The 25394-nt window shown below is 58.4% G+C and carries 22 protein-coding genes and 3 tRNA genes; 3 read left to right on the top strand and 22 right to left on the bottom strand.

From position 1 onward, the window contains the following. Positions 1-1041: an AraC family transcriptional regulator gene (locus tag V6L79_RS13145; RefSeq protein WP_321836230.1), complete on the top strand. Its 1041-nt coding sequence runs from the start codon at positions 1-3 to the stop codon at positions 1039-1041. Positions 1042-1279: 238 nt separating this feature from the next. On the opposite strand, the gene V6L79_RS13140 is transcribed toward V6L79_RS13145, so the two are convergent. The 20 genes from V6L79_RS13140 to leuC form a co-directional block, all read right to left on the bottom strand. Next, entirely contained in the window at positions 1280-2167 is an 888-nt protein-coding gene (locus V6L79_RS13140; protein WP_338578905.1) for a DUF2242 domain-containing protein, read from the bottom strand. A gap of 176 nt (positions 2168-2343) precedes the next feature. Then, positions 2344-2420: transfer RNA gene (locus V6L79_RS13135), tRNA-Asp, on the bottom strand. Between the two features lie 102 nt (positions 2421-2522). Next, a tRNA-Asp gene (locus tag V6L79_RS13130) sits at positions 2523-2599 on the bottom strand. A 55-nt stretch (positions 2600-2654) separates the two neighbouring features. Beyond that, a tRNA-Val gene (locus V6L79_RS13125) sits at positions 2655-2730 on the bottom strand. Between the two features lie 109 nt (positions 2731-2839). Continuing rightward, entirely contained in the window at positions 2840-3607 is a 768-nt protein-coding gene (locus V6L79_RS13120; protein ID WP_261741928.1) for an SDR family oxidoreductase, read from the bottom strand. Positions 3608-3615: 8 nt separating this feature from the next. After that, a complete protein-coding gene (locus tag V6L79_RS13115) occupies positions 3616-4827 on the bottom strand; it encodes an O-succinylhomoserine sulfhydrylase (RefSeq protein WP_338578904.1) in 1212 nt (403 codons plus the stop codon). A gap of 95 nt (positions 4828-4922) precedes the next feature. Beyond that, entirely contained in the window at positions 4923-6428 is a 1506-nt protein-coding gene (gene purF / locus V6L79_RS13110) for an amidophosphoribosyltransferase (protein ID WP_261741926.1), read from the bottom strand. Positions 6429-6469: 41 nt separating this feature from the next. Further along, positions 6470-7027, bottom strand: a complete 558-nt coding sequence (locus tag V6L79_RS13105; RefSeq protein ID WP_261741925.1) for a CvpA family protein — start codon at positions 7025-7027, stop codon at positions 6470-6472. A gap of 105 nt (positions 7028-7132) precedes the next feature. Further along, entirely contained in the window at positions 7133-7759 is a 627-nt protein-coding gene (locus tag V6L79_RS13100) for an SPOR domain-containing protein (protein WP_338578903.1), read from the bottom strand. Continuing rightward, on the bottom strand, positions 7743-9050 hold the full coding sequence (folC, locus tag V6L79_RS13095) for a bifunctional tetrahydrofolate synthase/dihydrofolate synthase (RefSeq protein ID WP_338578902.1): 1308 nt from the start codon (positions 9048-9050) through the stop codon (positions 7743-7745). The genes V6L79_RS13100 and folC overlap by 17 nt, the downstream gene beginning before the upstream one ends. Next, a complete protein-coding gene (gene accD / locus V6L79_RS13090; RefSeq protein ID WP_261741922.1) occupies positions 9047-9967 on the bottom strand; it encodes an acetyl-CoA carboxylase, carboxyltransferase subunit beta in 921 nt (306 codons plus the stop codon). Before accD ends, folC begins: the two co-directional genes overlap by 4 nt. Before the next feature lie 280 nt (positions 9968-10247). Further along, positions 10248-10871, bottom strand: a complete 624-nt coding sequence (locus tag V6L79_RS13085; protein ID WP_321837658.1) for a phosphoribosylanthranilate isomerase — start codon at positions 10869-10871, stop codon at positions 10248-10250. 56 nt (positions 10872-10927) lie between these two features. Then, positions 10928-11752, bottom strand: a complete 825-nt coding sequence (gene truA, locus V6L79_RS13080; RefSeq protein ID WP_261742412.1) for a tRNA pseudouridine(38-40) synthase TruA — start codon at positions 11750-11752, stop codon at positions 10928-10930. 281 nt (positions 11753-12033) lie between these two features. Then, positions 12034-14388 carry a FimV/HubP family polar landmark protein gene (locus tag V6L79_RS13075; RefSeq protein WP_338578901.1) on the bottom strand — a complete coding sequence of 785 codons (2355 nt, stop codon included), beginning with the start codon at positions 14386-14388 and terminating at the stop codon, positions 12034-12036. A gap of 188 nt (positions 14389-14576) precedes the next feature. Next, positions 14577-15587 carry an aspartate-semialdehyde dehydrogenase gene (locus V6L79_RS13070; RefSeq protein WP_321837657.1) on the bottom strand — a complete coding sequence of 337 codons (1011 nt, stop codon included), beginning with the start codon at positions 15585-15587 and terminating at the stop codon, positions 14577-14579. Between the two features lie 317 nt (positions 15588-15904). Continuing rightward, positions 15905-17017 carry an aspartate-semialdehyde dehydrogenase gene (gene asd / locus V6L79_RS13065; RefSeq protein WP_261741918.1) on the bottom strand — a complete coding sequence of 371 codons (1113 nt, stop codon included), beginning with the start codon at positions 17015-17017 and terminating at the stop codon, positions 15905-15907. A 68-nt stretch (positions 17018-17085) separates the two neighbouring features. Beyond that, positions 17086-18168, bottom strand: coding sequence for a 3-isopropylmalate dehydrogenase (gene leuB, locus V6L79_RS13060; RefSeq protein WP_261741917.1), 1083 nt, complete (start codon positions 18166-18168; stop codon positions 17086-17088). A 57-nt stretch (positions 18169-18225) separates the two neighbouring features. Continuing rightward, entirely contained in the window at positions 18226-18993 is a 768-nt protein-coding gene (locus tag V6L79_RS13055; protein ID WP_261741916.1) for a class I SAM-dependent methyltransferase, read from the bottom strand. Positions 18994-19155: 162 nt separating this feature from the next. Beyond that, on the bottom strand, positions 19156-19800 hold the full coding sequence (leuD, locus tag V6L79_RS13050) for a 3-isopropylmalate dehydratase small subunit (protein WP_261741915.1): 645 nt from the start codon (positions 19798-19800) through the stop codon (positions 19156-19158). 10 nt (positions 19801-19810) lie between these two features. Beyond that, positions 19811-21229 (bottom strand): 3-isopropylmalate dehydratase large subunit, encoded by a 1419-nt coding sequence (gene leuC, locus V6L79_RS13045; protein ID WP_261741914.1) that lies wholly within the window; start codon positions 21227-21229, stop codon positions 19811-19813. 133 nt (positions 21230-21362) lie between these two features. Between leuC and V6L79_RS13040 the strand changes: the two genes are divergently transcribed. Further along, a complete protein-coding gene (locus V6L79_RS13040) occupies positions 21363-22283 on the top strand; it encodes a LysR family transcriptional regulator (RefSeq protein WP_261741913.1) in 921 nt (306 codons plus the stop codon). 39 nt (positions 22284-22322) lie between these two features. After that, positions 22323-23510, top strand: a complete 1188-nt coding sequence (locus V6L79_RS13035; protein ID WP_338578900.1) for an acetyl-CoA C-acyltransferase family protein — start codon at positions 22323-22325, stop codon at positions 23508-23510. Positions 23511-23649: 139 nt separating this feature from the next. Here V6L79_RS13035 and ycaC read toward each other — a convergent pair whose 3' ends face one another. Both ycaC and V6L79_RS13025 read right to left on the bottom strand, forming a co-directional pair. Beyond that, on the bottom strand, positions 23650-24276 hold the full coding sequence (gene ycaC / locus V6L79_RS13030) for an isochorismate family cysteine hydrolase YcaC (RefSeq protein ID WP_338578899.1): 627 nt from the start codon (positions 24274-24276) through the stop codon (positions 23650-23652). A gap of 82 nt (positions 24277-24358) precedes the next feature. Next, positions 24359-25225 carry a pirin family protein gene (locus V6L79_RS13025; RefSeq protein ID WP_338578898.1) on the bottom strand — a complete coding sequence of 289 codons (867 nt, stop codon included), beginning with the start codon at positions 25223-25225 and terminating at the stop codon, positions 24359-24361. Positions 25226-25394 lie beyond the last annotated feature (169 nt).

The raw sequence follows: 25394 nt of genomic DNA, 5'->3' as shown, positions 1-25394 counted from the left end.
ATGAAACCGCTGCCAATGCGCTTGGGGGATCTTTCGGTCGGGTTTGTTCAATCGCTGGCCGACGCCGTTCGCAGTTGTGGTCAAGACCCTGCGCCCTTGCTCGAACAGTTCGGGCTTGACCCGGCCCGACTGGCCCAGCCACTGGCGCGCTTGTCGATCCCGCGCTACATGCGCCTGGGGCACGCGGCGATTACCCTGACTGGCGACCCGGCGTTAGGCTTGCGCATGGGCCAGCTCAGCCGCTTGAGCCAGGTCGGGCTGGCCGGTGTCACCGCGGCCCAGGCACCCACGGTGCGGGAGGCGGCACGCACCCTGATTCGCTTTGAGCCCCTTTACGGCTCCAACTACCGCGGCCAGTCAAGCCTGCACGAAGACGCCCAAGGCGCTTGGCTGCGTTTTTACTCCATCAGTCCGTACAACGCCTATAACCGCTTTGTGGTGGACTCGATCATTTGCGGCTGGTTGCAACACCTGTCATCGGTCGCGGCCAGGCCTTTGAGCTGCGAACAGATCGACATTGAATTCAGCGAGCCGGAGTACGCACATCGTTACAGCGTGCTCTGCAGCCCGGCGATCCACTTTCGGGCCGAGACCAACCAGTTGCGGCTGAACCATGCCACCCTCGACCTGCGCAACCCGCAGCACTGCCCGAGCACCTGGGCCTACTTGCTGCAATTGTGCGAACGCGAACTGGAACAACTGACCCGCACCCGCAGCCTGCGTGAGCGCATCACACAACTGCTGGGACCGTTGCTCAATGGCGGCCGGGAGCCCGACCTGGAAGAAGTGGCGGCACGCCTCAAGCTGCCAACCTGGACCCTGCGCCGCAAGCTTGCCGAGGAAGGTACGCAGTTTCGCGCCATTCTCAATGACACGCGGCGCGACCTCGCCATGACCTATATCCGTGACACGGAATTGGCCTTCGGTGAAATCGCTTATTTGTTGGGGTTTGCCTCAGCCGAGGCGTTTCAAAGGGCTTTCAAGCGCTGGAACGCGCAGACGCCGGGTGAATACCGGCGGCGTCAGCGCCAATCGGCATGAAGCGGTGCCGGGCTCAAAGCTCGGTCGCGTCGTCAGCCGGGTCCAGCGGGTCAAGTTCAAAAGCCTGATACTCAAGCAGCTCTTCCTGATAGTCGTCCATTGCAGCATCCCTTTTCAGTCTGTTTGTTTAATTACTGCCTGAGCATAAAGTGCCCACGTGAAGGAAAAATGACACCTTCGCGGGCCCTGTCACAACTCATTTATAAACGTAGCAGAGCTTTTGAGATTTACTGCACATTTATTGGCCGGTAGAAGGCTCTACGGCGGCAGGCGCAGGGGTAGACGCAGGCTCGGCCGCGGGCGTTACCGGCTTGGCCGGCTCAGGCAGCTCGGCTGCCGGCTTGACCTCCGGGGTAACCGTCACTGGCGCTGGCGCAGGCACAACCGGAGCCACAGGCGTCACAGGCGTCACAGCTGGAGCTGGAGCTGGAGCTGGCAGCACAGGCTCACTCACAGGCGCCACTACTGGCACTGACGGAGTGGCTGGCTCTGCAGCAGGAGCAGGCGCTGCTGTTTCGGCCTTGGCGGGCGCAGGCTCGGGCACTCCCAGTTCAGGCTTGGGCTTTTCAGGAACATGCGGTGCTTTTTCCACTTCCTTGGGCTTGGGCAGGAACACTTCAACCAGGCCAAAAAAGCGGTCATAGAACTGAGGTGAAGACACGGTCTCGCTGGCGACTTTAACCATTGAGTCATCCGTGGAGCCAATCGGCATCGACACCGACCCCAGCACGCCGACTCCCAGGCTGGCCGAGTTGTTGACCTTTTTCAGCGCATAACGATCCTGCAGCGCGTTGGCAAACATGGTGGCGTGATGCTGCGAACCACCATCGTCGGCGCACACCACGTTAAAGCTGATCTCCAGGTGGCTTTCGCCGGTTTGCTGGAAACTCTTGTGGCCGCTGATAATTTTCGGGTCGCTGCTGGTGATGATGTAACCCTGACTCAACAAGGCACGGCGTGCCGCCTCACAAGAAGCTTTGTCGGTCACCGGGTAGTTACGCGAAAACGTCCCTGAGTCATCAAAGCTTTCATGCTCATAGATTGCAGTTTTCTTCGTTGAACAACCTGCGAGTCCAGCCAGCACGAGGGCGACTACCACGGCACGCACGGGGAATGACATAAGCATTAAAGATCCTGAAGAGAACGGTACGGGCCGTATTGTGCATCAGTTCACGACAAGCGCGCAGTTTGATTGCGTGAGTTGTGGCTACAGGTTGTTACAAAAAACCCGGACACAAAAAAAGCGACCCGAAGGTCGCTTTCTTTGCAGCTTCAGAGAGTTCAAGGGCTCTGAAGCAAATATGGCGCAGCGGACGGGACTCGAACCCGCGACCCCCGGCGTGACAGGCCGGTATTCTAACCGACTGAACTACCGCTGCGTATCGCTCGGACTTGCGTCCGTTTGAAACTTTTAAAACCTGTGACTGAAGAGCTTCGGTGCTTTTCAATCGCAAACCAGGCGAACCTGATTTGTACAAATATGGCGCAGCGGACGGGACTCGAACCCGCGACCCCCGGCGTGACAGGCCGGTATTCTAACCGACTGAACTACCGCTGCGCGTCGGTGGTAGCTCCTTTCGGAACGACCTTTCTCTTGCGAGAATCTCAAGAAGTGGTGGGTGATGACGGGATCGAACCGCCGACCCTCTGCTTGTAAGGCAGATGCTCTCCCAGCTGAGCTAATCACCCTTTGCTTCGTTGAGGCCGCGAAATTTACGCATCTATCGAAGCTAAGTCAAGGACAAGATTGAGTTTTTTTTCAAAAAACGCAAAAATAGTGGCCAGCCCGCAACAAGGCTTACGCGCCGTAGATCATCTTTTTGCTCATACCACCATCAACCACAAACTCTTGACCCGTCACAAACCCGGCGTTACGTGACAGCAGCCAGGCAACCATCGCTGCAACGTCCTCCACGCCCCCTACCCGACCTGCCGGGTGCTGGTCGTGATCGGCGTCTGTCAGCGGCTCTGCACGCACCACAGAGGGGTCTCGGGCGTCAATCCAGCCCGGACTTACCGCGTTGACCCGAATCTGCGGCCCAAGGCTGATAGCCAGCGCATGGGTCAGCGCCAGCACTCCGCCCTTGCTCGCCACGTAAGCCTCGGTATCAGGCTCCGACTGGTGGGCACGGGTGGAGGCCAGATTGACGATCGAACCCGCATGCGCACGCAAGTACGGCGCGCAATGCTTGGCCAGCAACATCGGCCCGGTGAGATTAACCGCCAGCACGCGATTCCAGTGCTCCAGATCGAGGCTTTCCAGGGTCATGTTGTGCGGATCCGCAATCGCGGCGTTGCACACCAGCCCGTCCAGCCGTCCAAACTGACCCAGGATTTGCGCGACACACTGAATCACATCGGCTTCAACCGACACATCCATGGTCAAAAACCAGGCGCTTTCGCCCAGCGCCTTGGCCACTTTGGAGCCCCGGGCACGGTCAATATCGGTCAGAACCACTTGCCAGCCTTCAGTGACCAGCCAGGCGGCAATCCCCAGGCCAATGCCCCGTGCAGCGCCTGTTACCAGCGCTACACGGCCATTGGTAGTGGCCGGTGTTTCGAGCATGCGGTCGATCACAGCGCAGCCAGGCCTCGCGACAGGTCAGCTTGCAGGTCGCCGACATCTTCCAGGCCTACCGCGATGCGGATCAGGCTGTCACGAATACCCGCCGCCTCGCGCTCTTGCGGTGCGAGTCGACCATGGGAAGTGGTCGCCGGGTGGGTAATCGTGGTTTTGCTGTCACCCAGGTTGGCGGTGATCGAAATCAGGCGGGTGGCGTCGATAAAGCGCCAGGCACCCTCTTTGCCGCCCTTGACCTCAAAGCTGACCACTGCGCCAAAGCCGCGCTGCTGGCGCTGGGCCAACTCATACTGCGGATGACTCTTGAGGCCTGCGTAGTGCACTTTTTCTACCCCATCCTGATGCTCCAGCCACTCGGCCAGTGCCTGGGCACTCGCACAGTGGGCGCGCATGCGCAGATTCAGGGTCTCCAGACCCTTGAGGAAGATCCAGGCATTGAACGGGCTCAGGGTCGGCCCGGCAGTACGCAGGAAGCCGACGATTTCTTTCATCAACTCGCCACGACCGGCAACCACACCGCCCATGCAACGACCCTGGCCGTCGATAAATTTGGTGGCCGAATGCACCACGATGTCTGCGCCCAATTTCAGCGGCTGCTGCAAGGCAGGTGTACAGAAGCAGTTGTCGACGACCAGCAGCGCGCCCTTGGCGTGTGCTATCTCGGCCAGAGCGGCGATGTCCACCAACTCGGCCAGCGGGTTGGACGGCGACTCGACAAACAGCAGCTTGGTATTGGGCTTGATTGCAGCGTCCCAGCCAGCCAGTTCGGCCAACGGCACGTAGTCAACCTGTACGCCAAAGCGCTTGAAGTACTTCTCGAACAGACTGATGGTCGAACCGAATACGCTGCGCGACACCAGGATATGGTCTCCGGCACTGCACAGGCTCATGACCACCGACAAAATCGCCGCCATGCCGGTAGCGGTTGCCACGGCCTGCTCGGCACCTTCAAGGGCGGCAATGCGCTCTTCGAAGGCGCGCACGGTGGGGTTGGTGTAACGCGAGTAAACGTTGCCCGGCACTTCACCCGAGAACCGCGCTGCCGCGTCAGCCGCCGTGCGGAACACGTAGCTGGAGGTCAGGAACATTGCATCACCGTGCTCGCCTTCTGGCGTACGGTGCTGGCCAGCACGCACAGCCAAGGTGTCGAACGCTACGCCCTCAAGGTCGCTGTCCAGCCGACCCGCATCCCAATCCTGACTCATGCTGCCCACTCCTTGCGTTGTATTGATTGCTTTGTATTGGTTACTTTTTACTGGAAAAATGCAAACCGGCCCATCAGGGCCGGCTTGGTAAACACTTAGTTGTTGTAGATACCGATGGTGGCACCCACACCTTGCGAAATCACCTTGGAGGCGTCGTTGCGCGCACGCTCGATACGTTCCAGGTATTTGTCGTCGATGTCGCCGGTGACGTACTTGCCATCAAATACTGCACAGTCGAATGCGTCAATCTTGATCTTGCCGCCACCGACCGCTTCGATCAGGTCAGGCAGGTCCTGATAGATCAACCAGTCGGCACCGATCAGCTCGGCCACTTCCTGGGTGCTGCGATTGTGTGCGATCAGCTCATGCGCGCTTGGCATGTCGATGCCATAGACGTTCGGATAGCGAACAGCCGGGGCCGCCGAGCAGAAGTACACATTCTTGGCACCAGCTTCGCGGGCCATCTGAATGATCTGCTTGCACGTAGTACCGCGCACGATCGAGTCGTCCACCAGCATCACGTTCTTGCCTCGGAACTCAAGCTCAATGGCGTTGAGCTTCTGGCGCACGGATTTTTTACGTGCAGCCTGGCCTGGCATGATGAAGGTACGACCGATGTAACGGTTCTTGACGAAGCCTTCGCGGAACTTGACGCCCAAGTGGTTAGCCAGTTCCAAGGCAGCGCAACGGCTGGTGTCCGGAATCGGGATAACCACGTCGATGTCGTGATCCGGACGCTCGCGCAGGATCTTCTCGGCGAGCTTCTCGCCCATGCGCAGACGTGCCTTGTACACCGAAACACCGTCGATGATCGAATCCGGGCGCGCCAGATACACGTGCTCGAAGATGCACGGGGTCAGTTGCGGGTTTACCGCGCACTGACGGGTGTGCAGCTTGCCGTCTTCAGTGATGTACACCGCTTCGCCCGGCGCGAGATCGCGAATCAGGGTAAAGCCCAGGACATCCAGCGAAACGCTTTCGGAGGCGATCATGTACTCGACGCCTTCGTCGGTGTGACGCTGACCGAAGACAATCGGGCGAATGCCGTTCGGATCGCGGAAACCGACGATGCCGTAACCGGTGATCATCGCAACCACGGCGTAACCGCCACGGCAACGGTTGTGCACGTCAGTTACCGCTGCGAACACGTCCTCTTCGGTCGGCTGCAATTTGCCGCGCCGAGCCAGCTCATGGGCGAAAACGTTGAGCAAAACTTCAGAATCGGAATTGGTGTTGACGTGACGCAAGTCAGATTCGTAAATCTCCTTGGCCAGCTGTTCAACGTTGGTCAGGTTGCCGTTATGCGCCAAGGTGATGCCATAGGGCGAGTTGACATAAAACGGCTGAGCTTCAGCTGAAGTCGAGCTGCCAGCGGTTGGGTAGCGCACGTGACCAATGCCCACGTTGCCGACCAGACGCTGCATGTGACGCTGATGAAACACGTCACGAACCAGCCCGTTGTCCTTGCGCAAAAATAACCGGCCATTATGGCTGGTCACAATACCGGCAGCATCCTGGCCGCGGTGCTGGAGGACGGTTAGCGCGTCATACAGCGCCTGATTGACGTTCGACTTACCGACGATACCGACGATGCCACACATGCGACGCAACCCCTACTTAATGGATCTGAACTGAACACCACTCACTTGGGCTGGATAGCCGGCAAGAGATGCTCCTTGAACGGAATGTCAGCGGGTACGCTGATTCCGCTGGCCAGCCACTGACTGCTCCACCCCAGAATGAGGTTCTTGGACCAGTCGGCAACCAATAGAAATTGTGGCACGAGCCGTGACTCTTGCCACCATGAGTCTTGCTGTACCGGCCCCAGGCTTAAAAGCCCGACCGCCACAACCACCAGCAATGCACCACGCGCACCGCCGAAGACCATGCCGAGAAAACGATCGGTCCCGGATAACCCGGTGACGCGAATCAGTTCGCCGATAAGAAAATTGATCATTGCGCCTACCAGCAAGGTGGCGACAAACATGATGGTGCACCCGACGATGACGCGGGCGGAAGGCGTTTCGATGTATCCGGAGAGATATTGAGACAGTGAACCGCCGAACATCCAGGCTACGACCCCAGCAATGATCCAGGTGCACAGCGACAATGCTTCTTTGACGAAGCCGCGCTTCAAACTGATCAAAGCGGAGATGGCGATAATTGCAACGATCGCCCAGTCAACCCAGGTAAATGGCACAGTTCAGCCTACGGACAGATAAGGCGGCGCATTTTAGCAGAGCGCCGCCGCTCAGGTAAGGCGATTTATCCACGCCAGAGCAACAGATTGAACCTTTTTGCGCGATCAATCACGTTCCGGCTGGAAGCGCACCACAAAACCCTTGAGATTCTGCTGCTTGCCGAGCAAATCACGCAGACGGTCGGCCTCTGCACGCTCGAGCAACGGCCCGACAAAAACCCGATTCATTCCGCCAGAGGATCGCACGTATGCGTTATATCCTTGATTGCGAAGCGTTTTTTGCAAGTTATCAGCGCTTGCCCGATTGGACAGGCTGACCAATTGAACCGACCAACTGATAGGCAAACCGTTGGGATCAACACGCTTTTGCGTGGTATCCAGCTTGGCCGGTGCCTGCGCGACCGACTGCGCCGGAGTGACGACCGGCGGTTTTGGCGCAACCACTACAGGTTTGGCCACGACCGGTGCAACCGGCGCAGGCGCCTGCTGCTGGGCAACCGGCTGCTCGACCGCAGCCGGCTCTTGCGCAATAACCTGCGGCTCAGGCACTGCAACCGGCTCGACCTGAACTTGCGGCATCACTGGCATTTGAGGCGCACTTGGCGCATCAACCTGGATCTGACGCTGCTCGTCCTGGCGCGAGAACAGCATCGGCAGAAAAATCACGGCCAACGCCACCAATACCAGGGCGCCCACCATCCGCTGCTTGAATACCTTATCCAGCAAAGCCATTTGCAGCCTCCTCCGTGGCACGTCGCTCCAACCACTCGAGCGCTTCAGCGACACAATAAAATGATCCGAACAGCAAAATTTCGTCTTCGGGGGTAGCTCGTTCGCACTGCGCTTCGAGCGCAGCTGCAACACTGGCATAGGCCGAAACCGAAGCACCAAGATTTTGCAGCGCAGCCTGAACATCAGCTACCGGCCGTGTACGCCCGGAATGCAAAGGCGCAACCGCCCAATGTTCAACCGACGAGGTGAGCTGTGACACTACGCCATCGAGGTCCTTGTCTGCCAGCAAACCGAACACCGCCAAGCGCTTGCCAACCACCGGACGCTGCGCCAAACGCCGCTCAAGGTATTGGGCAGCATGCGGGTTGTGCCCCACATCCAGCAGCAGATTCAGGGTTTTGCCTTGCCAGTTGAACTGGCGACGATCCAGACGACCGGTGATACGAGTACCTGCCAGCACACTGATGATACGCGCAGGCTGCCAAGGCAAATCGGTCAACGCATAGGCCTGCACGGCCAATGCTGCGTTTTCCATGGGCAAATCCAGCAACGGGATGTCCCGCAGCTCTACAACCTGGCCCTTGGCATCAAGGCCACGCCAATGCCAGGCCGTGTCGGTGGTAGCCAGGTCAAAGTCACGACCGCGCAAAAACAGCGGGCAACCCAGCTCCTTGGCCTTGTCGAGCAACGTGTGCGGAGGGTTCAGATCGCCACAAAGGGCAGGCTTGCCCGCACGGAAGATCCCGGCCTTTTCATAGGCTACGGATTCGCGGGTATTACCCAGGTACTCGACATGATCGACACCGATGCTGGTCACCAGCGCCAGGTCGGCATCCACCAGATTGACCGCATCCAGACGTCCGCCAAGGCCAACTTCCAGTACAACGGCATCCAGCTGGGCACGCTCAAACAGCCAGAAGGCAGCCAGCGTACCCATTTCAAAATAAGTCAGGGAAGTCTCGCCCCGCCCTGCTTCCAAAGCCACAAAGGCTTCGCAGAGCTGTTCATCAGAGACTTCAGCACCATCAATTTGTACGCGCTCGTTATAGCGCAGCAGATGGGGCGAATTGTAAACGCCCACCTTGAGCCCTTGCGCCTGCAGCAACGCTGCCACAAACGCACAGGTCGAGCCCTTGCCATTGGTGCCCGTAACCGTCACCACCCGAGGCGCAGGCTTTTGCAGCCCCATGCGGTTCGTTACCTCGCGTGCGCGATCCAACCCCATATCAATGGCAGATGGATGCAGCTGTTCAAGATAGGCGAGCCACTCGCCAAGGGTGCGCTGGGTCATATGTTTGCAGGAGCCGGCGGCACAACGATCGCTTCAACAGGCGCAGCCACAAACACCGGCGTCGGCAGACCCATCATTTGTGCCAACAAGTTGCCCAGACGCGGACGCAGCTCCTGACGCGCAACGATCAAGTCGATTGCACCGTGCTCCAACAGGAACTCGCTGCGCTGGAAGCCTTCTGGCAGTTTTTCGCGAACGGTCTGCTCGATAACACGCGGGCCAGCAAAGCCGATCAGCGCTTTGGGCTCAGCCACGATCACATCACCCAGCATTGCCAGGCTGGCCGAAACGCCGCCATAGACCGGATCGGTCAGTACCGAGATAAACGGAATGCCTTCTTCACGCAGACGCGCCAGTACCGCAGAGGTCTTGGCCATTTGCATCAGGGAGATCAGGGCTTCCTGCATCCGCGCACCGCCGGAGGCAGCGAAGCAAATCATCGGGCAGCGGTTTTCCAGTGCGTAGTTGGCAGCACGAACAAAACGCTCGCCAACGATGGCACCCATCGAGCCACCCATAAAGGAGAACTCAAATGCCGACACTACAACCGGCATGCCCAGCAACGTACCGCTCATGGAGATCAGCGCGTCTTTTTCGCCAGTCTGCTTTTGTGCGCCGACCAGACGATCCTTGTACTTTTTGCTGTCACGGAACTTGAGACGGTCTACCGGCTCCAGGTCTGCACCCAGCTCGGAACGGCCGTCAGTATCCAGGAAGATATTGATGCGGGCGCGGGCGCCGATGCGCATGTGGTGATTGCACTTGGGGCAAACATCCAGGGTTTTTTCCAGCTCCGGACGATAAAGTACAGCGTCGCAAGACGGGCATTTGTGCCACAGGCCTTCAGGTACCGAGCTCTTTTTGACCTCGGAACGCATGATCGAAGGAATCAGCTTGTCTACCAACCAGTTGCTCATGCTTTTTTTCTCCAGTACCGGTGGCCTGAACCGTTGAGTCCAGACCCCGTGTATGCCCTTGAGCTAAATTCAATAGGTGTGTGGCGATGATTGCGCAGGCGGCGGTCAGCACACGGCAAACCAGCCAAACCTCGCAACCCTCAGCCGTCCCGACAACACGCCCCAGAGCGGCTGCCACTTTAATTTCTGCCCGTCAAACCTGCGGGCCAACTTGCTTTTTACGACGCTTTTTATAGCGGTATTGATGGACGGCGGCAGACTGCCAGCCGTCACATCGGCATCAATTTGTTGTGCGGACTGCCCGCATAAAGGCACGAATCTTGTCGTGATCCTTGATGCCCTTGCCCTTTTCTACCCCGCCACTCACATCCACGGCATAGGGTCGAACCCGGGCAATGGCGTCTGCGACGTTCTCGACAGTCAAGCCACCGGCCAAAATAATCGGTTTGCTCAAATCCTGTGGAATCAAAGACCAGTCAAATGCCTGACCAGTTCCACCGGGTACGCCTTCAACATAGGCATCGAGCAAAATACCACTGGCCCCTGCATACGCTTTGCAGGCACCGGCGATGTCATCCCCGGCCTTCACGCGCAATGCCTTGATATAAGGACGGTGATAACCCTGACACTGCTCCGGGGTTTCATCGCCGTGAAACTGCAATAAATCCAGCGGTACGGCATCGAGTGTTTCGTTCAGCTCACAAGCGCTGGCATTGACGAACAGCCCGACCGTGGTCACAAAAGGTGGCAGCGCCGCAATGATCGCTCGCGCTTGCAATGCCGTGACGGCGCGTGGGCTTTTTGCGTAAAACACAAAGCCGATAGCGTCGGCACCGGCTTCGACCGCAGCCAGTGCATCTTCTATGCGGGTAATACCGCAGATCTTGCTGCGAACAACGGACATCTCGATAACACCCCGAACGCGAAAGTCCCGGATGGTAACAAATGCTTATCCGGGCGTCAGCCGTCCAGTTCGGTAAAACCAGTCAAGAAATGAGGCCCAATGTAACGTTCCGGCAACTGGAACTCATCGCGATATTCAACTTGCACCAGATACAAACCATAAGGATGCGCCGTCACACCACCAGAGCGGCGGGTACGGCTCTCCAATACTTCCTTGATCCACTCCACTGGCCGCTCACCCGTCCCGATGGTCATCAGCACCCCGGCGATGTTGCGCACCATGTGATGCAAAAATGCGCTGGCACGAATATCCAGCACGATCATCCGACCGTGACGGGTCACCCGAAGATGGTGCATTTCCTTGATTGGGGACTTGGCCTGGCATTGACCCGCACGAAAGGCGCTGAAGTCATGCACACCCAGCAAGTACTGGGCAGCCTCGGCCATGCGCTCGACATCCAGCGGACGGTGGTTCCAGGTGATTTCCTGATTCAGGTGCGCAGGCCGGATCTGATCGTTATAGATCACATAGCGGTAGCGACGGGCGATAGCCTTGAAGCGCGCATGAAAGTCTGCAGGCATGACTTTGGCCCAGCTGACGCTGATGTCGTGGGGCAAGTTGATGTTGGCGCCCATCACCCAGGCTTTTAAGGAGCGGTCAGCCTGAGTGTCGAAGTGCACGACTTGTCCGCAGGCATGCACACCGGCATCCGTACGCCCGGCGCACATCAATGAAACCGGCGAGGCAGCGACTTTTGACAAGGCATTTTCCAGGGTTTCCTGGACGGTCAGCACACCATTGGCCTGACGCTGCCAGCCGCTATAGCGCGAGCCTTTGTATTCCACGCCGAGCGCGATTCGGAAAAAACCTTCCTCAGCCATTTCAGCGGCTGGGTTATCTATATTTGCCAAGGACTTACAGCCTGCTCATAAACGCAAAGGCAGCCATTATAAGGCCCACCCGGCAAGACGCCATGAAACATTTCACGGCGGGGCACGCAAAACCGCGTAGCAGCTGCCGAAGGAACGAGGCTGCGTTCGAGTGCGAAGCGCTCGTAAATCCTGAATGCACGATCTTCCTGTAAGGCCGGGCATTCAGATTTTACGGCGACTTCGTCGCCGGACGCAGCCTCGTTCCTACGGCAGCTGCTACAAGTGCTGCATCAGGTCAACCGCGACAGCATTTCCAGCGCTTCAGCCTGCTGCTGGGCATTACCCTCCTCCATGACTTCGGTCAGGATATCCCGCGCGCCTTCGTCATCGCCCATGTCGATATAGGCCTGTGCCAGATCCAGCTTGGTGGCTGTTTCATCGGCACCCGACAGGAAGTCGAATTCAGGCTCATCATCGGCAAAAGGCTCAGCCAGCGACGGCTGCTCAAGGCTTTGCGACAAGCGCTGCAGCTCGGCATTGACCTTGTCCAGCTCCAGCGAAAAGCTGTCCGGCGCCGCACTCACAGGGGCGCTCTCGTCAGCCAGGGACAAATCGAAGTCCGCAGGCAGGTCCAGATCGAAGTCCGTCACTTCTTCGCGAGCGGCCTGAACCTCGGCCTGTTGTTCAAGCACGGCCTCAAAGCTGTCGGCGGCCGGCTTGCCGAGATTCAAGTCCGCGGACAACACGGCAGGTGAAGCCTCTTCAAGCTCATCGAGACTCAGATCAAAATCGTGATCAAATTCTTCAACCGGTACCACCCGCTCAGGTTCTGCTTCGACCTCGCGATCGTCACGCATCATTTCCTGAACGAACTGTGCTTGCAGCTGTGTAGCAACTGCCGCCGTGGCAATGCCCGCTGCCGCAGCCACAACCATGCCCGGGTAGCGCTTTTTGAGCTGCTCGACCTGCGCGTGATTTTTGCCATTGGCAACCAGTTGACGCTCCTGCGCGACAAACGCATCACGCTCGCCCTGCTCGCCATAGACCTGCATCAGCTTGAGGCGCAAATCACTGCGCTGCGGCGCTTGCTCCAACGCCGCTTCAAGCAGCGCTGCGGCCTCAGGCAACTGGCGCTGTTCGATCAGCTTCTCGGCCTGCTCCAACACCTCGGCAGCAGGTTTGGTCAATGATACCGCCGCGACAACGGGCGCTACGGGTTCAACCACAGGCACTGGCACTGGAGCCGGAGCCGGAGCCGGAGCCGACTCAAGCTTGACGTTGCGCGCCGGCGTTTCCAACCCTTCAAAACTGCTTTGCGGCATGTCCAGATCAACCGCAAAGTCGGACTCATCTTCGAGTTCACGGGCCATTCGCGCATGCTTTAGCGCTGCCTGCTGAGCTTTGCGACGACGGGCCAACAACAGCAACAAGAGCAGCAGCAAGACTGCCCCGCCACCGACCAGTCCGAGCAATAGCGGGCTACCCAGCAGATCCTGAATTTTTCGTTCGGAGCTTGGCGTCACGTCATTTTCGACTGGGCTTGGCGCTACAGCGGTAGCAGGCGCGCCCTCGACTGCCGGGGCAATATCGGCTTCAGGCGAATCTGCAGGCTGTATGCCAGGCGCCGCTATCGCAGGCACTGCACTTTCGGCCTCAAGCTTGGCCAACCGATCGTTTTTCAATTCGATCAGGCGCTGCAATTTGTCCAATTGGCTTTGCAAATCTTTCATCCGGCTTTGCAGCTCGGCATTTTCACGGCGACTGGTATCCAGGCCCTCCTGGGCCATTGCCAGTTTGTCGCTGACACTTTTGGCGTCCCCGGCAGCACCTTTGCCAGCCTGGCCCGAAACCAGACTCAAGCCATCCTGAGTCGTGGTTTTGGCAGCAGGCGGCAACGCGGACTTGCGACCGGTTGCATCCAGCTGTTGAGCCAGCGGTACGGTACGACGCCCACTGCGCCAGTCGGCATTCTGTGATGCGACTTCGCTAACGGCCTTGGCCTGAGGCAATTGGGCGCTTTGCGAAGCATCCGGCAGGCGCAGCACCTGGCCGGTTTTAAGACGGTTGATATTGCCGTTGATAAAGGCGTCGGGGTTCAGGGCCTGGATCGCCAGCATGGTCTGCTGCACCGAGCCGCCATTGCGGGCCTTCGCTGCAATTTCCCATAGGGTGTCACGGGACGAAGTGGTGTATTGCGCAGGCTCGGCAGATGCCGATGTTGCCGCAGCGGCCGTCTGGGGCGAGAACTTTGCAGGATCGAACAACACGCTGTAGTCGCGCATCAAGCGGCCGTTTGGCCACATCACCTGCACCAGGAATTTCACGAAAGGTTCGGACAGCGGCTGACTGGAAGTAACGCGCAGCACGCTCTTGCCGTTGGCATTGATCACCGGAGTGAAATGCAGATCATCCAGAAATGCCGGACGCGGCACGCCTGCCTTGCTGAATTCCTGTGGCGCGGCCAGGCTCGGCACAACTTGCGCGGCAGTCAGATCCTTGACGTCGAGCAACTCGATTTCCGCCAGCAGCGGCTGGTTGCGAGTCGACTTAAGGGTCAGCTCCCCGAGCTCAAGCGCCTGCGCCATGCCGGATGACAGCGCCGAAGCGGCGGCGATTGCTAACACTAATTTGCGAACCTGAACCATAGCCTCTTCCTTTTTGGTACAGACCTCGTCCCACGAGACCTGCATAGCTGCTGCCTGAAGGCATGGTCCGGGGCTTTGCCGCCAGACACATCACCCCTTTAAACCTGCAAGCCCTGACAGCAGCTTAACTGCGATGACCGGCACTGGAACCCTGTGACAACCTGCTACAAATTGGCGCCAAGTATCTTTTACAGCTGGTCTTTTATCAACAACTCAGCCAACTGCACTGCGTTCAGCGCAGCACCTTTACGCACGTTATCCGAGGTCAGCCACAGGTTGAGTTGCGACGTGTCGTCCACACCATGGCGCACCCGCCCGACGTACACCACGTCTTGGCCGACCGCATCTCCAACCGCAGTAGGGTAATCTCCGTCTTCAACCAGCTCGATACCGTCGCCCGCTTCAAGTGCGGCATTGACCGCATCCAGATCCACCGGCCCGGCCAACTGCACAGACACACTAAAGCTATCGCCAAAAAACACCGGTGCTTGAATGCAAGTGGCCGATATTTTCAGCGCTGGCATGCCCAGCACTTCGCGCAGCTCAGTCACCAGGCGTTTTTCCAGCGGCACATGGCCTTGAGCGTCTGGCTTGCCAACTTGTGCCAACAGGTTAAAAGCCATCTGGCGATCAAAAAAGTGGGTCTCCAGCGGATGCAAATTCAACAACGCAGTGGTTTGACGCGCCAGTTCTGAAACCGCTTCACGGCCTTGAGCAGATACCGCGAGGCACGCGGTCACATTGACATATTGCATATCCAGCAAGCCGCGCAAAGGGGCCAGCGCCACTGCCAGGGCTGTGGCTGAAGGGCTTGGGCTGCTGACTTGTAGCGGTTTTTTCAAACCTTCCAGTACTTGCGAATTGGCCTCGGGCACCACCTGCGGCGCCTGGGCCGAAGGCAATGCTCCGGACAAGTCGATAACGATGCAGCCAGCTGCGCTGGCCTTGGCGGCAAAGCTCAAGGTCACGGCGGGGCCTGCGGCAAAGAACACCAGCTGCACTTTGCTGAAGTCAAATGCATCGACTTCACGCACTCTTACGTTTTTGCCGCGAAAAGGCACCGAATGTCCAGCTGACTCGCTGCTGGCCAACAAGTGCAAATCCGCTGTCGGAAAATTGCGCTCTTCCAGTATTTGTACGATGGTTTCGCCGACAGTGCCGGTGGCGCCAACGACGGCGATATCAAAGGACTGGCTCATGTGTCTACCTCAGGCGAAACGTGGGGAGCGGCACTGTACCGGGCACAACCTCGGTAGGCAACGCAACCGGCATATTTGATGACTGATGACGACTCGTAGCAGCTGCCGAGGAACGATGGCTGCGTCCGATTGCGAAGCAATCGTAAAACCTGTGTACGCGGTTTAACAGGTAGACCGTAGGCTCAGGCTTTACGACGACTGCGTCGCCGGACGCAGCCTTCGTTCCTCGGCAGCTGCTACGGTTAATTGCCACCTGATAATCCAATAAAAAGCCCGCCTCTCTTGCGAGAGGCGGGCCTTGGGCTGCCGGGGGCGGGTTAACGCTCCAGCAAGATCCGCAGCATGCGGCGCAACGGCTCTGCCGCGCCCCACAGCAACTGGTCGCCCACGGTGAAGGCACCGAGGAACTGCGAACCCATGTTCAGCTTGCGCAGACGGCCGACCGGCACATTCAGGGTGCCAGTCACTTTAGTCGGGCTCAGCTCCTGGATGCTGGCTTCACGCTGATTCGGCACCAGCTTGACCCAAGGATTGTGCTGGCTGATCAAGTCTTCGATATCAGCGATTGGCACATCCTTGTTCAGCTTGATGGTCAATGCCTGGCTGTGGCAACGCATCGCGCCGATACGTACGCAGATACCATCCACCGGAACCGGGTTTTTGAAACGACCCAGGATCTTGTTGGTTTCTGCTTGCGCCTTCCACTCTTCGCGGCTCTGACCGTTTGGCAGCTCTTTGTCGATCCACGGGATCAAGCTGCCAGCCAGTGGCACGCCGAAGTTCTCGGTCGGGTACGCATCGCTGCGCATGGCTTCAGCCACACGACGGTCGATGTCGAGGATGGCGCTGGCAGGGTCAGCCAGTTGATCTGCAACGGCTGCATGGGTAGCACCCATTTGCTTGATCAGTTCACGCATGTTCTGCGCGCCGGCACCCGAGGCCGCCTGATAGGTCATGGCACTCATCCATTCCACCAGACCGGCTTCAAACAGACCGCCCAGGCCCATCAGCATCAGGCTGACCGTGCAGTTGCCGCCGATGTAGTTCTTGGTGCCCGCATCCAGCTGTTGGTCAATCACCTTACGGTTGACCGGGTCCAGAACAATGACCGCGTCATCCTGCATCCGCAGGGTCGACGCCGCATCGATCCAGTAACCTTGCCAGCCTGCTTCACGCAGCTTCGGGAACACCTCAGAGGTGTAGTCGCCGCCCTGGCAGGTCAGGATCACATCAAGGGTTTTCAGCTCTTCAATGTTGTAAGCGTCCTTGAGCGGGGCAATATCCTTACCCACGGACGGACCTTGTCCACCGACATTGGAAGTAGTGAAAAACACCGGCTCAATAAGATCGAAATCCTGCTCTTCCAGCATCCGCTGCATGAGCACGGAACCAACCATACCGCGCCAACCGACCAGACCTACACGTTTCATCGCAACGACACCTTTAACAAAAAGTGGGGTCGTTACTTCCACCAACAGGAAGTAACGGGCCCGAGAGATTACAGATTCTGCAGCGCCGCGACTACTGCGTTGCCCATTTCCTGTGTTCCGACCTTGGTGCAACCGGTCGACCAGATGTCACCCGTACGCAAGCCTTGGTCCAGAACCAGACTCACTGCCTGCTCAATGGCATCGGCAGCGGCGGTCTGGTTGAAGCTGTAACGCAGCATCATCGACACCGACAGAATGGTCGCCAGCGGGTTGGCAATGCCCTGCCCTGCGATATCCGGCGCCGAACCGTGGCACGGCTCGTACATACCCTTGTTGTTGGTGTCCAGCGACGCCGACGGCAGCATGCCGATGGAGCCGGTGAGCATCGAAGCCTGGTCGGACAGGATGTCACCGAACATGTTCTCGGTCACGATCACGTCGAATTGTTTCGGTGCACGCACCAGTTGCATGGCGGCGTTGTCGACGTACATGTGGCTCAGTTCGACGTCCGGGTAGTCCTTGGCCACTTGTTCGACCACTTCACGCCACAGTTGGCTGGACGCCAGTACGTTGGCCTTGTCTACCGAGCACAGCTTTTTGCCTCGTACACGGGCCATGTCGAAACCGACGCGGGCGATGCGACGGATCTCGCTTTCGCTGTACGGCAGGGTGTCATAGGCCTGACGCTCACCGTTTTCCAATTCGCGGGTGCCGCGTGGAGCGCCGAAATAGATGCCGCCAGTCAATTCACGGACGATCAGGATATCCAGGCCCGCGACGATTTCAGGCTTGAGGCTCGACGCGTCGGCCAGTTGCGGATACAAAATCGCCGGACGCAAGTTGCCGAACAGGCCCAATTGCGCACGAATTTTCAGCAGGCCGCGCTCAGGACGGATATCACGATCGATCTTGTCCCATTTCGGACCACCCACAGCACCCAGCAAGACAGCGTCGGCAGCGCGGGCGCGCTCCAGGGTTTCGTCAGCCAGGGGTACACCATGCTTGTCGATGGCCGCGCCGCCGATCAGATCATGGGTCAGTTCGAAGTTCAGCTTGAACTTGTCGTTGGCCAACGCCAGCACCTTGACCGCTTCGGCCATGATTTCCGGACCAATACCGTCGCCTGGGAGAATCAGAATCTGCTTGCTCATGGGTTCCTCTTTCTTGTCTTTTGATGCCCCCGCAGGCGCATCCTGAAATTTTTAGGGTTACTTCTCAGCCCAAAGCACCAGCACATCGGTGCTGAACGAGCCATCGGCTTCAACTTCAAAATAATCGCGAACTTCCGCGCCCATCGACTGTTGCAACTGGCGAATGGCGGCACTCATGACCTGCGGCGTACGCATACGCTCGATCCAGGAGCTGAACTCTAAACGCAAACGCTGACGCTGTGTGCTGCGCGTATGCAAACCGGCCTCACTCACCTGGCGCAGCCACTCGGCGGTCGAATAATCACGCACATGGCTGGTGTCGCGCAGCACCTCGACACTTTGCAGATAGGTGTCGAACAGCGGGCTGCCTGGAGAAATCACATCGATAAACGCCGCCACACCGCCCGGTTTAAGCACCCGGCGCACTTCACGCAGGGCCAGGCCCAGATCGCTCCAGTGGTGCGCCGAATAGCGGCTCAGCACGTAATCGAACTCACCATCGGCGAACGGCAGGCGCTCGGCGGCACCGCAGACGGTGCTGATATTGCCCAGCTCACGATCGATTGCCGCTGCGCTCACGACATCGAGCATCTGCTGCGACAGGTCGTAGGCCACCACGTCTTTAACCAGCGCGGCAACGTGAAAGCTCACATGACCCGCGCCACACCCCAGATCAAGAACGCGCGCCTGGGACTTGCCGGTCAATTCGGCCTTTAGCAGCCCGAACTCAGTGCCTTGCGCATGCACGGCACTACTCAGATAGGCCGCAGCCTGCTCGCCGAACTGCTTTTGTACAACCTGACTGTGCTGGGCGGTGCTGGTCATGATGATGTCCTTTCCAAGAGTGGCGCCATACCTGTAGCAGTTGCCGCAGGCTACGTCCGGTTGCGAAGCAATCGTAAAGCCTGAAAAAACGCATTCTCTGACTTCACGACGACTGCGTCGCCGGACGCAGCCTGCGGCAGCTGCTACGAAGATCTAATGCAATCACGCGTCGCGAAACAACCACGGCTGGCTTGCACGGTGCTTGCTTTCAAAGGCGGCAATCGCCACATCGTCCTGCAAGGTCAGGCCAATATCGTCCAGACCATTGAGCAGGCAGTGCTTGCGAAACGCATCGATCTCGAAGCTCAGCACCTTGCCATCCGGGCGGGTCACTGTCTGCGCTTCAAGGTCGATACTGAGCTGGTAACCCGGCTCGGCTTCTACCTGGGCGAACAACTCATCTAGTTCCGAGTCACTCAAGATGATCGGCAACAGACCGTTTTTAAAACTGTTATTGAAGAAGATGTCGGCATAACTCGGCGCGATGATGCTGCGAAAGCCGTACTCTTCCAACGCCCAGGGCGCGTGCTCACGGCTGGAACCACAACCGAAGTTTTCACGGGCCAGCAACACGCTGGCGCCCTGATAACGCTCGGCGTTGAGCACGAAATCCTTGTTCAACGGGCGCTTGGAGTTGTCCTGATACGGCTGCCCCACATCCAGATAGCGCCATTCATCAAACAGGTTAGGGCCAAAGCCGGTGCGCTTGATCGACTTCAAAAACTGCTTGGGAATGATTTGGTCAGTGTCGACGTTGGCGCGATCCAAAGGAGCGACCAAACCCGTGTGCTGAGTAAAAGCTTTCATGCTGCGCTCCTTAGATCAATTCGCGGACGTCGATAAAACGACCGTTCACAGCTGCGGCGGCGGCCATTGCCGGGCTCACCAGGTGAGTACGGCCACCGGCGCCCTGACGGCCTTCGAAGTTGCGGTTGGAGGTCGATGCACAATGCTCGCCGGACTCCAGACGGTCCGGGTTCATCGCCAAACACATCGAGCAACCTGGCTCGCGCCATTCAAAACCGGCCTCGAGGAAAATCTTGTCCAGCCCTTCCGCTTCGGCCTGGGCTTTAACCAGCCCCGAACCCGGCACCACAATCGCCTGCTTGATGGTGGAGGCTACTTTGCGGCCCTTGGCAATTACCGCTGCAGCGCGCAGATCTTCGATCCGCGAGTTGGTGCACGAGCCGATAAACACGCGATCCAGCTGGATATCGGTAATTGCCTGGTTGGCAGTCAACCCCATGTACTTCAACGCACGCTCAATCGAACCGCGCTTGACCAGATCAGCTTCCTGCGCCGGGTCCGGCACGTTCTGATCAACCGCCAGGACCATCTCGGGCGAAGTGCCCCAGCTGACTTGCGGTTTGATCTGTGCGGCGTCGAGTTCAACTACGCTGTCAAACTTGGCGTCACTATCGGACACCAGGTCTTTCCAGGCTTCGACTGCCAAGTCCCATTCGGCGCCTTTTGGCGAAAATGGGCGACCCTTTACGTAGTCGACAGTCTTCTGATCCGCCGCCACCAGCCCCACACGGGCGCCCGCCTCGATGGACATGTTGCAAATAGTCATGCGGCCTTCAACCGACAACTCGCGAATCGCGCTGCCTGCGAATTCAATGGCGTGACCATTGCCACCTGCAGTGCCGATCTTGCCGATCACTGCCAGTACGATGTCCTTGGCGGTCACGCCGAACGGCAATTGTCCTTCAACCGACACCAGCATGTTCTTCATTTTTTTCGCCACCAGGCACTGCGTAGCGAGCACATGCTCAACCTCGGAAGTGCCGATGCCGTGGGCCAATGCGCCGAAAGCACCGTGGGTCGAGGTGTGCGAGTCGCCACACACCACGGTCATGCCCGGCAAGGTCGCGCCCTGCTCCGGGCCGATCACGTGAACGATGCCCTGACGCACGTCATTCATCTTGAATTCTGTGATGCCGTACTCGTCACAGTTATCGTCCAGGGTTTGCACCTGCAGACGGGAAACCTCGTCAGCAATCGCTTCGATCCCGCCCTTGCGCTCTGGCGTGGTCGGTACGTTGTGGTCCGGGGTCGCGATGTTGGCATCGATGCGCCAAGGCTTGCGCCCGGCCAGACGCAGGCCTTCAAAGGCTTGCGGCGACGTCACTTCGTGAATGATATGACGGTCGATGTAGATCAGCGCCGAGCCATCGTCGCGCTGCTTGACCAAATGCGAATCCCAGAGCTTGTCGTAGAGCGTTTTGCCGGCCATCAGACGGTTTCCTCATCAGCTACTTTTCTGTGCCAATAACCACTTGGCTTGTGAGGTCGATCCTATGGCGTTACAGTGAATAACTCAAATTCATAATTTTCATGCTTTGGATAACCAACAGGAATTCGAATAGATGGATCTCGCGAATCTCAATGCTTTTATCGCCATTGCTGAAACCGGAAGCTTCTCCGGGGCCGCCGAACGGCTGTTTTTGACCCAGCCCGCCATCAGTAAACGCATCGCCAGCATCGAGCAGCAACTCAAGCTCCGGCTGTTCGACCGGCTGGGGCGTGAGGTCAGCCTGACCGAGGCAGGCCGGGCCTTGCTGCCGCGGGCCTATCAGATTCTCAACGTTCTGGATGACACCCGCCGGGCGCTGAACAACCTCAATGGCGAGGTCAGCGGACGCCTGACTCTGGCCACCAGTCATCACATCGGCCTACACCGTTTGCCACCTTTACTGCGTGAATTCACCCGCACTTACCCCAAGGTCGCGCTGGATATCCAGTTTCTCGATTCAGAAGTAGCCTACGACGAAATTCTGCATGGCCGCGCCGAACTGGCTGTGATCACCCTGGCGCCTGAACCTCACTCGCTGATCCGTGCCGTGCCGGTATGGGACGACCCGCTGGATTTCGTGGTCGCCCCGGAGCACAGCCTGACCCGGCAAAAGGCCGTCAGCATGGCCGATATTGCGCGCCATCCGGCAGTGTTCCCCGGCGGCAACACCTTTACCCACCATATTGTCCATCGCCTGTTTGAAGCCCAGGGCCTGACGCCCAATATCGCCATGAGCACCAACTACCTGGAGACCATCAAGATGATGGTCTCCATCGGCCTGGCCTGGAGCGTGCTGCCGCGCACCATGCTTGACGAACAAGTGGCCTCGATCACCTTGCCCGGTATCCAGTTGACCCGGCAGTTGGGTTACATCGTGCATACCGAACGCACCTTGTCCAATGCCGCCCATGCTTTCATGACACTGCTCGATAGCCAGGTCGATACGCTTGCACCTCAAACGGACGACTCACAACCCCGTATTCTGGTGAAATAATCCCGCTCATTTGGCCCAATAAAACAATAAGGACCCGCCATGCAAGCTTCTGAAATATTCATCCTCAGCGCCCAGCGCACGGCCATCGGCACCTTTGGTGGTGCACTCAGGGACGTACCCTTGGCCGATCTGGCTACCACCGCGCTAAAAGCTGCGCTGCTGACAAGCAAGGTCGACCCGGAGCGCATCGGCCACGTGGTAATGGGCAACGTGATCCCGACCGAGCCCCAGGACGCCTATCTGGCGCGAGTCGCCGCGATCAACGCCGCAATTCCCAAGGAAACCCCGGCCTACAATGTCAATCGCCTGTGCGGTTCGGGCTTGCAGGCGATTATTTCGGCCGCCCATACGCTAATGCTCGGCGACGCCGAGTTCGCCATTGGCGCCGGTGCCGAAGCCATGAGCCGCGGCCCATACCTGCTGCCAGCAGCCCGCTGGGGTGCGCGCATGGGTGATGCGCAGATGCTCGATTACATGCTTGGCATTCTGCACGACCCGTTCCACGGCATTCATATGGGCATCACCGCCGAGAACATCGCCGAGCGCAACAGCATCAGCCGTCAGACCCAGGATGCCTTGGCGTTTGAAGATCAGCAGCGTGCAGCCCGGGCCATCGCCCAGGGCTACTTCAACAGCCAGATCGCCGCAGTCGAGGTACGCAGCCGTAAAGGCAGCGTGCAGTTCAGTCAGGACGAACACCCACGGGCCACCACCCTGGAACAGCTGGCGCAGATGAAACCGGCGTTCAAAAAGGACGGCAGCGTGACCGCAGGCAATGCCTCGGGGCTCAATGACGGTGCAGCGGCGCTGGTATTGGCCAGTGGCGCTGCGGTTCAAGCTGGCAACCTTGCGCCCATGGCGCGGCTCGTGGCCTATGCCCATGCCCATGCCGGGGTAGAGCCTGAACTGATGGGTTTGGGGCCAATACCAGCGACGCGGCTGGCACTGAAACGGGCGGGATTGAAGATCGAGGACATGGACGTTATCGAAGCCAATATCGCCTTCGCCGCCCAAGCGTGCGCTGTAATGCAGGAACTGGACATGGACCCGGCCAAGGTCAACCCCAACGGATCGGGGATTGCCCTGGGCCATCCGGTAGGCGCCACGGGTGCGATCATCGCCACCAAGGCCATCCACGAACTGCACCGCATACAGGGCCGCTACGCCCTGGCGACCATGTGCATCGGCGGCGGTCAGGGCATAGCGGTGATTTTCGAGCGGGTGTGAGCATCGCTCAAAACCTGTAGCGACTCTGTTACAGGCCAAGCCACATATGGGAACGAGCAGGCTCGTTCCCACGGTTGAAGTATCTCTGTAGCCGCTTGCGGCCCTCGGCAACTGCTCCGAGTTCGCGTGCACCTATCGTTTATTTGCCAGCGGTCAAGGTGCTGTAGCTGGTGATCAGGTTGCGGTAATCCGGGATGTGGTTGGAGAACAACGCACCCAGGCCTTCAACGTCATTGCGCCAGTCGCGATGCAGCTCACAGGCCAGGCCGAACCAGGTCATCAATTGCGCCCCTGAAGACGACATCCGTTCCCAGGCCGAATTCCGGGTGATCTCGTTAAACGTACCGGAAGCATCCGTCACCACAAACACCTCAAAGCCTTCAGCCAATGCGGACAGTGCCGGGAACGCCACACACACTTCCGTCACGACTCCAGCAATGATCAGTTGTTTCTTGCCGGTGGCCTTGACCGCCTTGACGAAGTCTTCGTTATCCCAGGCATTGATCTGACCGGGACGAGCGATATACGGCGCCTCCGGGAACAAGGCCTTCAGCTCGGGCACCAGTGGGCCATTGGGGCCGGTTTCGAAACTGGTGGTCAAAATGGTTGGCAAGTTGAAGTACTTGGCCAGATCGGCCAGCGCCAGCACGTTATTTTTGAACTTGTCCGGATCTATATCCCTTACCAGCGACAGCAAGCCCGCCTGGTGATCCACCAACAAAACGGCGGCATTGTCCTTGTCCAAACGTTTGTAAGAAGTTGTCATGGGATTTCACTCTCTGGAAGAAGATACAAATGGCCAGGCCATGAACATTCATGACCTGGAGCTACGGTTTAGTGCGTTATGTCTACGCGGGCATCCGGCCAAATTTGCCCGACTGGAAGTCCACAAATGCCTGCTGGATTTCGGCGTCTGTATTCATCACAAACGGTCCGTGCCCCACGATTGGCTCGTCGATCGGCTCGCCGCTCAAAATCAACAGCACCGCATCGTTATTGGCCTCAAGACGGATTTGTGTACCGTCGCGTTCAAACAGCGCCAACTGCCCTTCACGCACCACTTCCTGACCATTGACCTCAACTGCGCCATGCAGCACCACCAACGCGGTGTTGCGGCCTTGGTGCAAATCGAGCGTAGTCGACTTGCCTGCATTCAAGCGGATATCCCACACGTCTATCGGCGTAAAGGTATGCGCCGGACCGCGCTTGCCGTCGAACTCACCGGCAATCAGCCGCAAACGCCCGGAATGGTCTTTCAGCGCGAGATCAGGAATTTCCTGATCCACAATTGCCTGATACCCCGGCGCGGACATTTTGTCCCGAGCTGGCAGGTTGACCCACAACTGAACCATTTCCAGCGCGCCGCCACTGCGGGCAAACGCCTCGGAATGGAACTCCTCATGCAGGATCCCCGACGCGGCGGTCATCCACTGCACATCACCTGGCCCGATCACCCCGCCGTTACCGGTGGAATCGCGATGCTCGACTTCGCCCTTGTAGACGATAGTTACGGTTTCAAACCCGCGATGCGGATGCTGACCTACACCACGACGTTCTGTGGTTGGCGAAAACTCTGCGGGGCCGGCGTAATCGAGTAACAGGAACGGGCTGATGTGTTTGCCCATGCTGTCGTACGAAAACATCGTGCGAACCGGAAAACCATCGCCTACCCAATGAGGGCGGGGGGCTGCGTAAACACCAAGAATCTTTTTCATGTTGCACCTCCTGTAAATCATGGTCACAAGCTTAGATTCGATTCGTGGATATGAGTAGTCTGCTTTTTTGACATTCATCGTTCTACCCATAGAACGACTCACCATTCCAGACTGCCGATTAAATTCCGGGCCTTGCTCCTCGTTCTTTTCTGATAGCAAAGGCCCTGCG

This window comes from Pseudomonas sp. ML2-2023-6, from assembly GCF_037055265.1.
GTDB lineage: Bacteria > Pseudomonadota > Gammaproteobacteria > Pseudomonadales > Pseudomonadaceae > Aquipseudomonas > Aquipseudomonas kulmbachensis.
The sequence above is the reverse complement of the archived record's forward strand: the minus strand, read 5'-3'. Positions and strand labels throughout refer to the sequence as shown.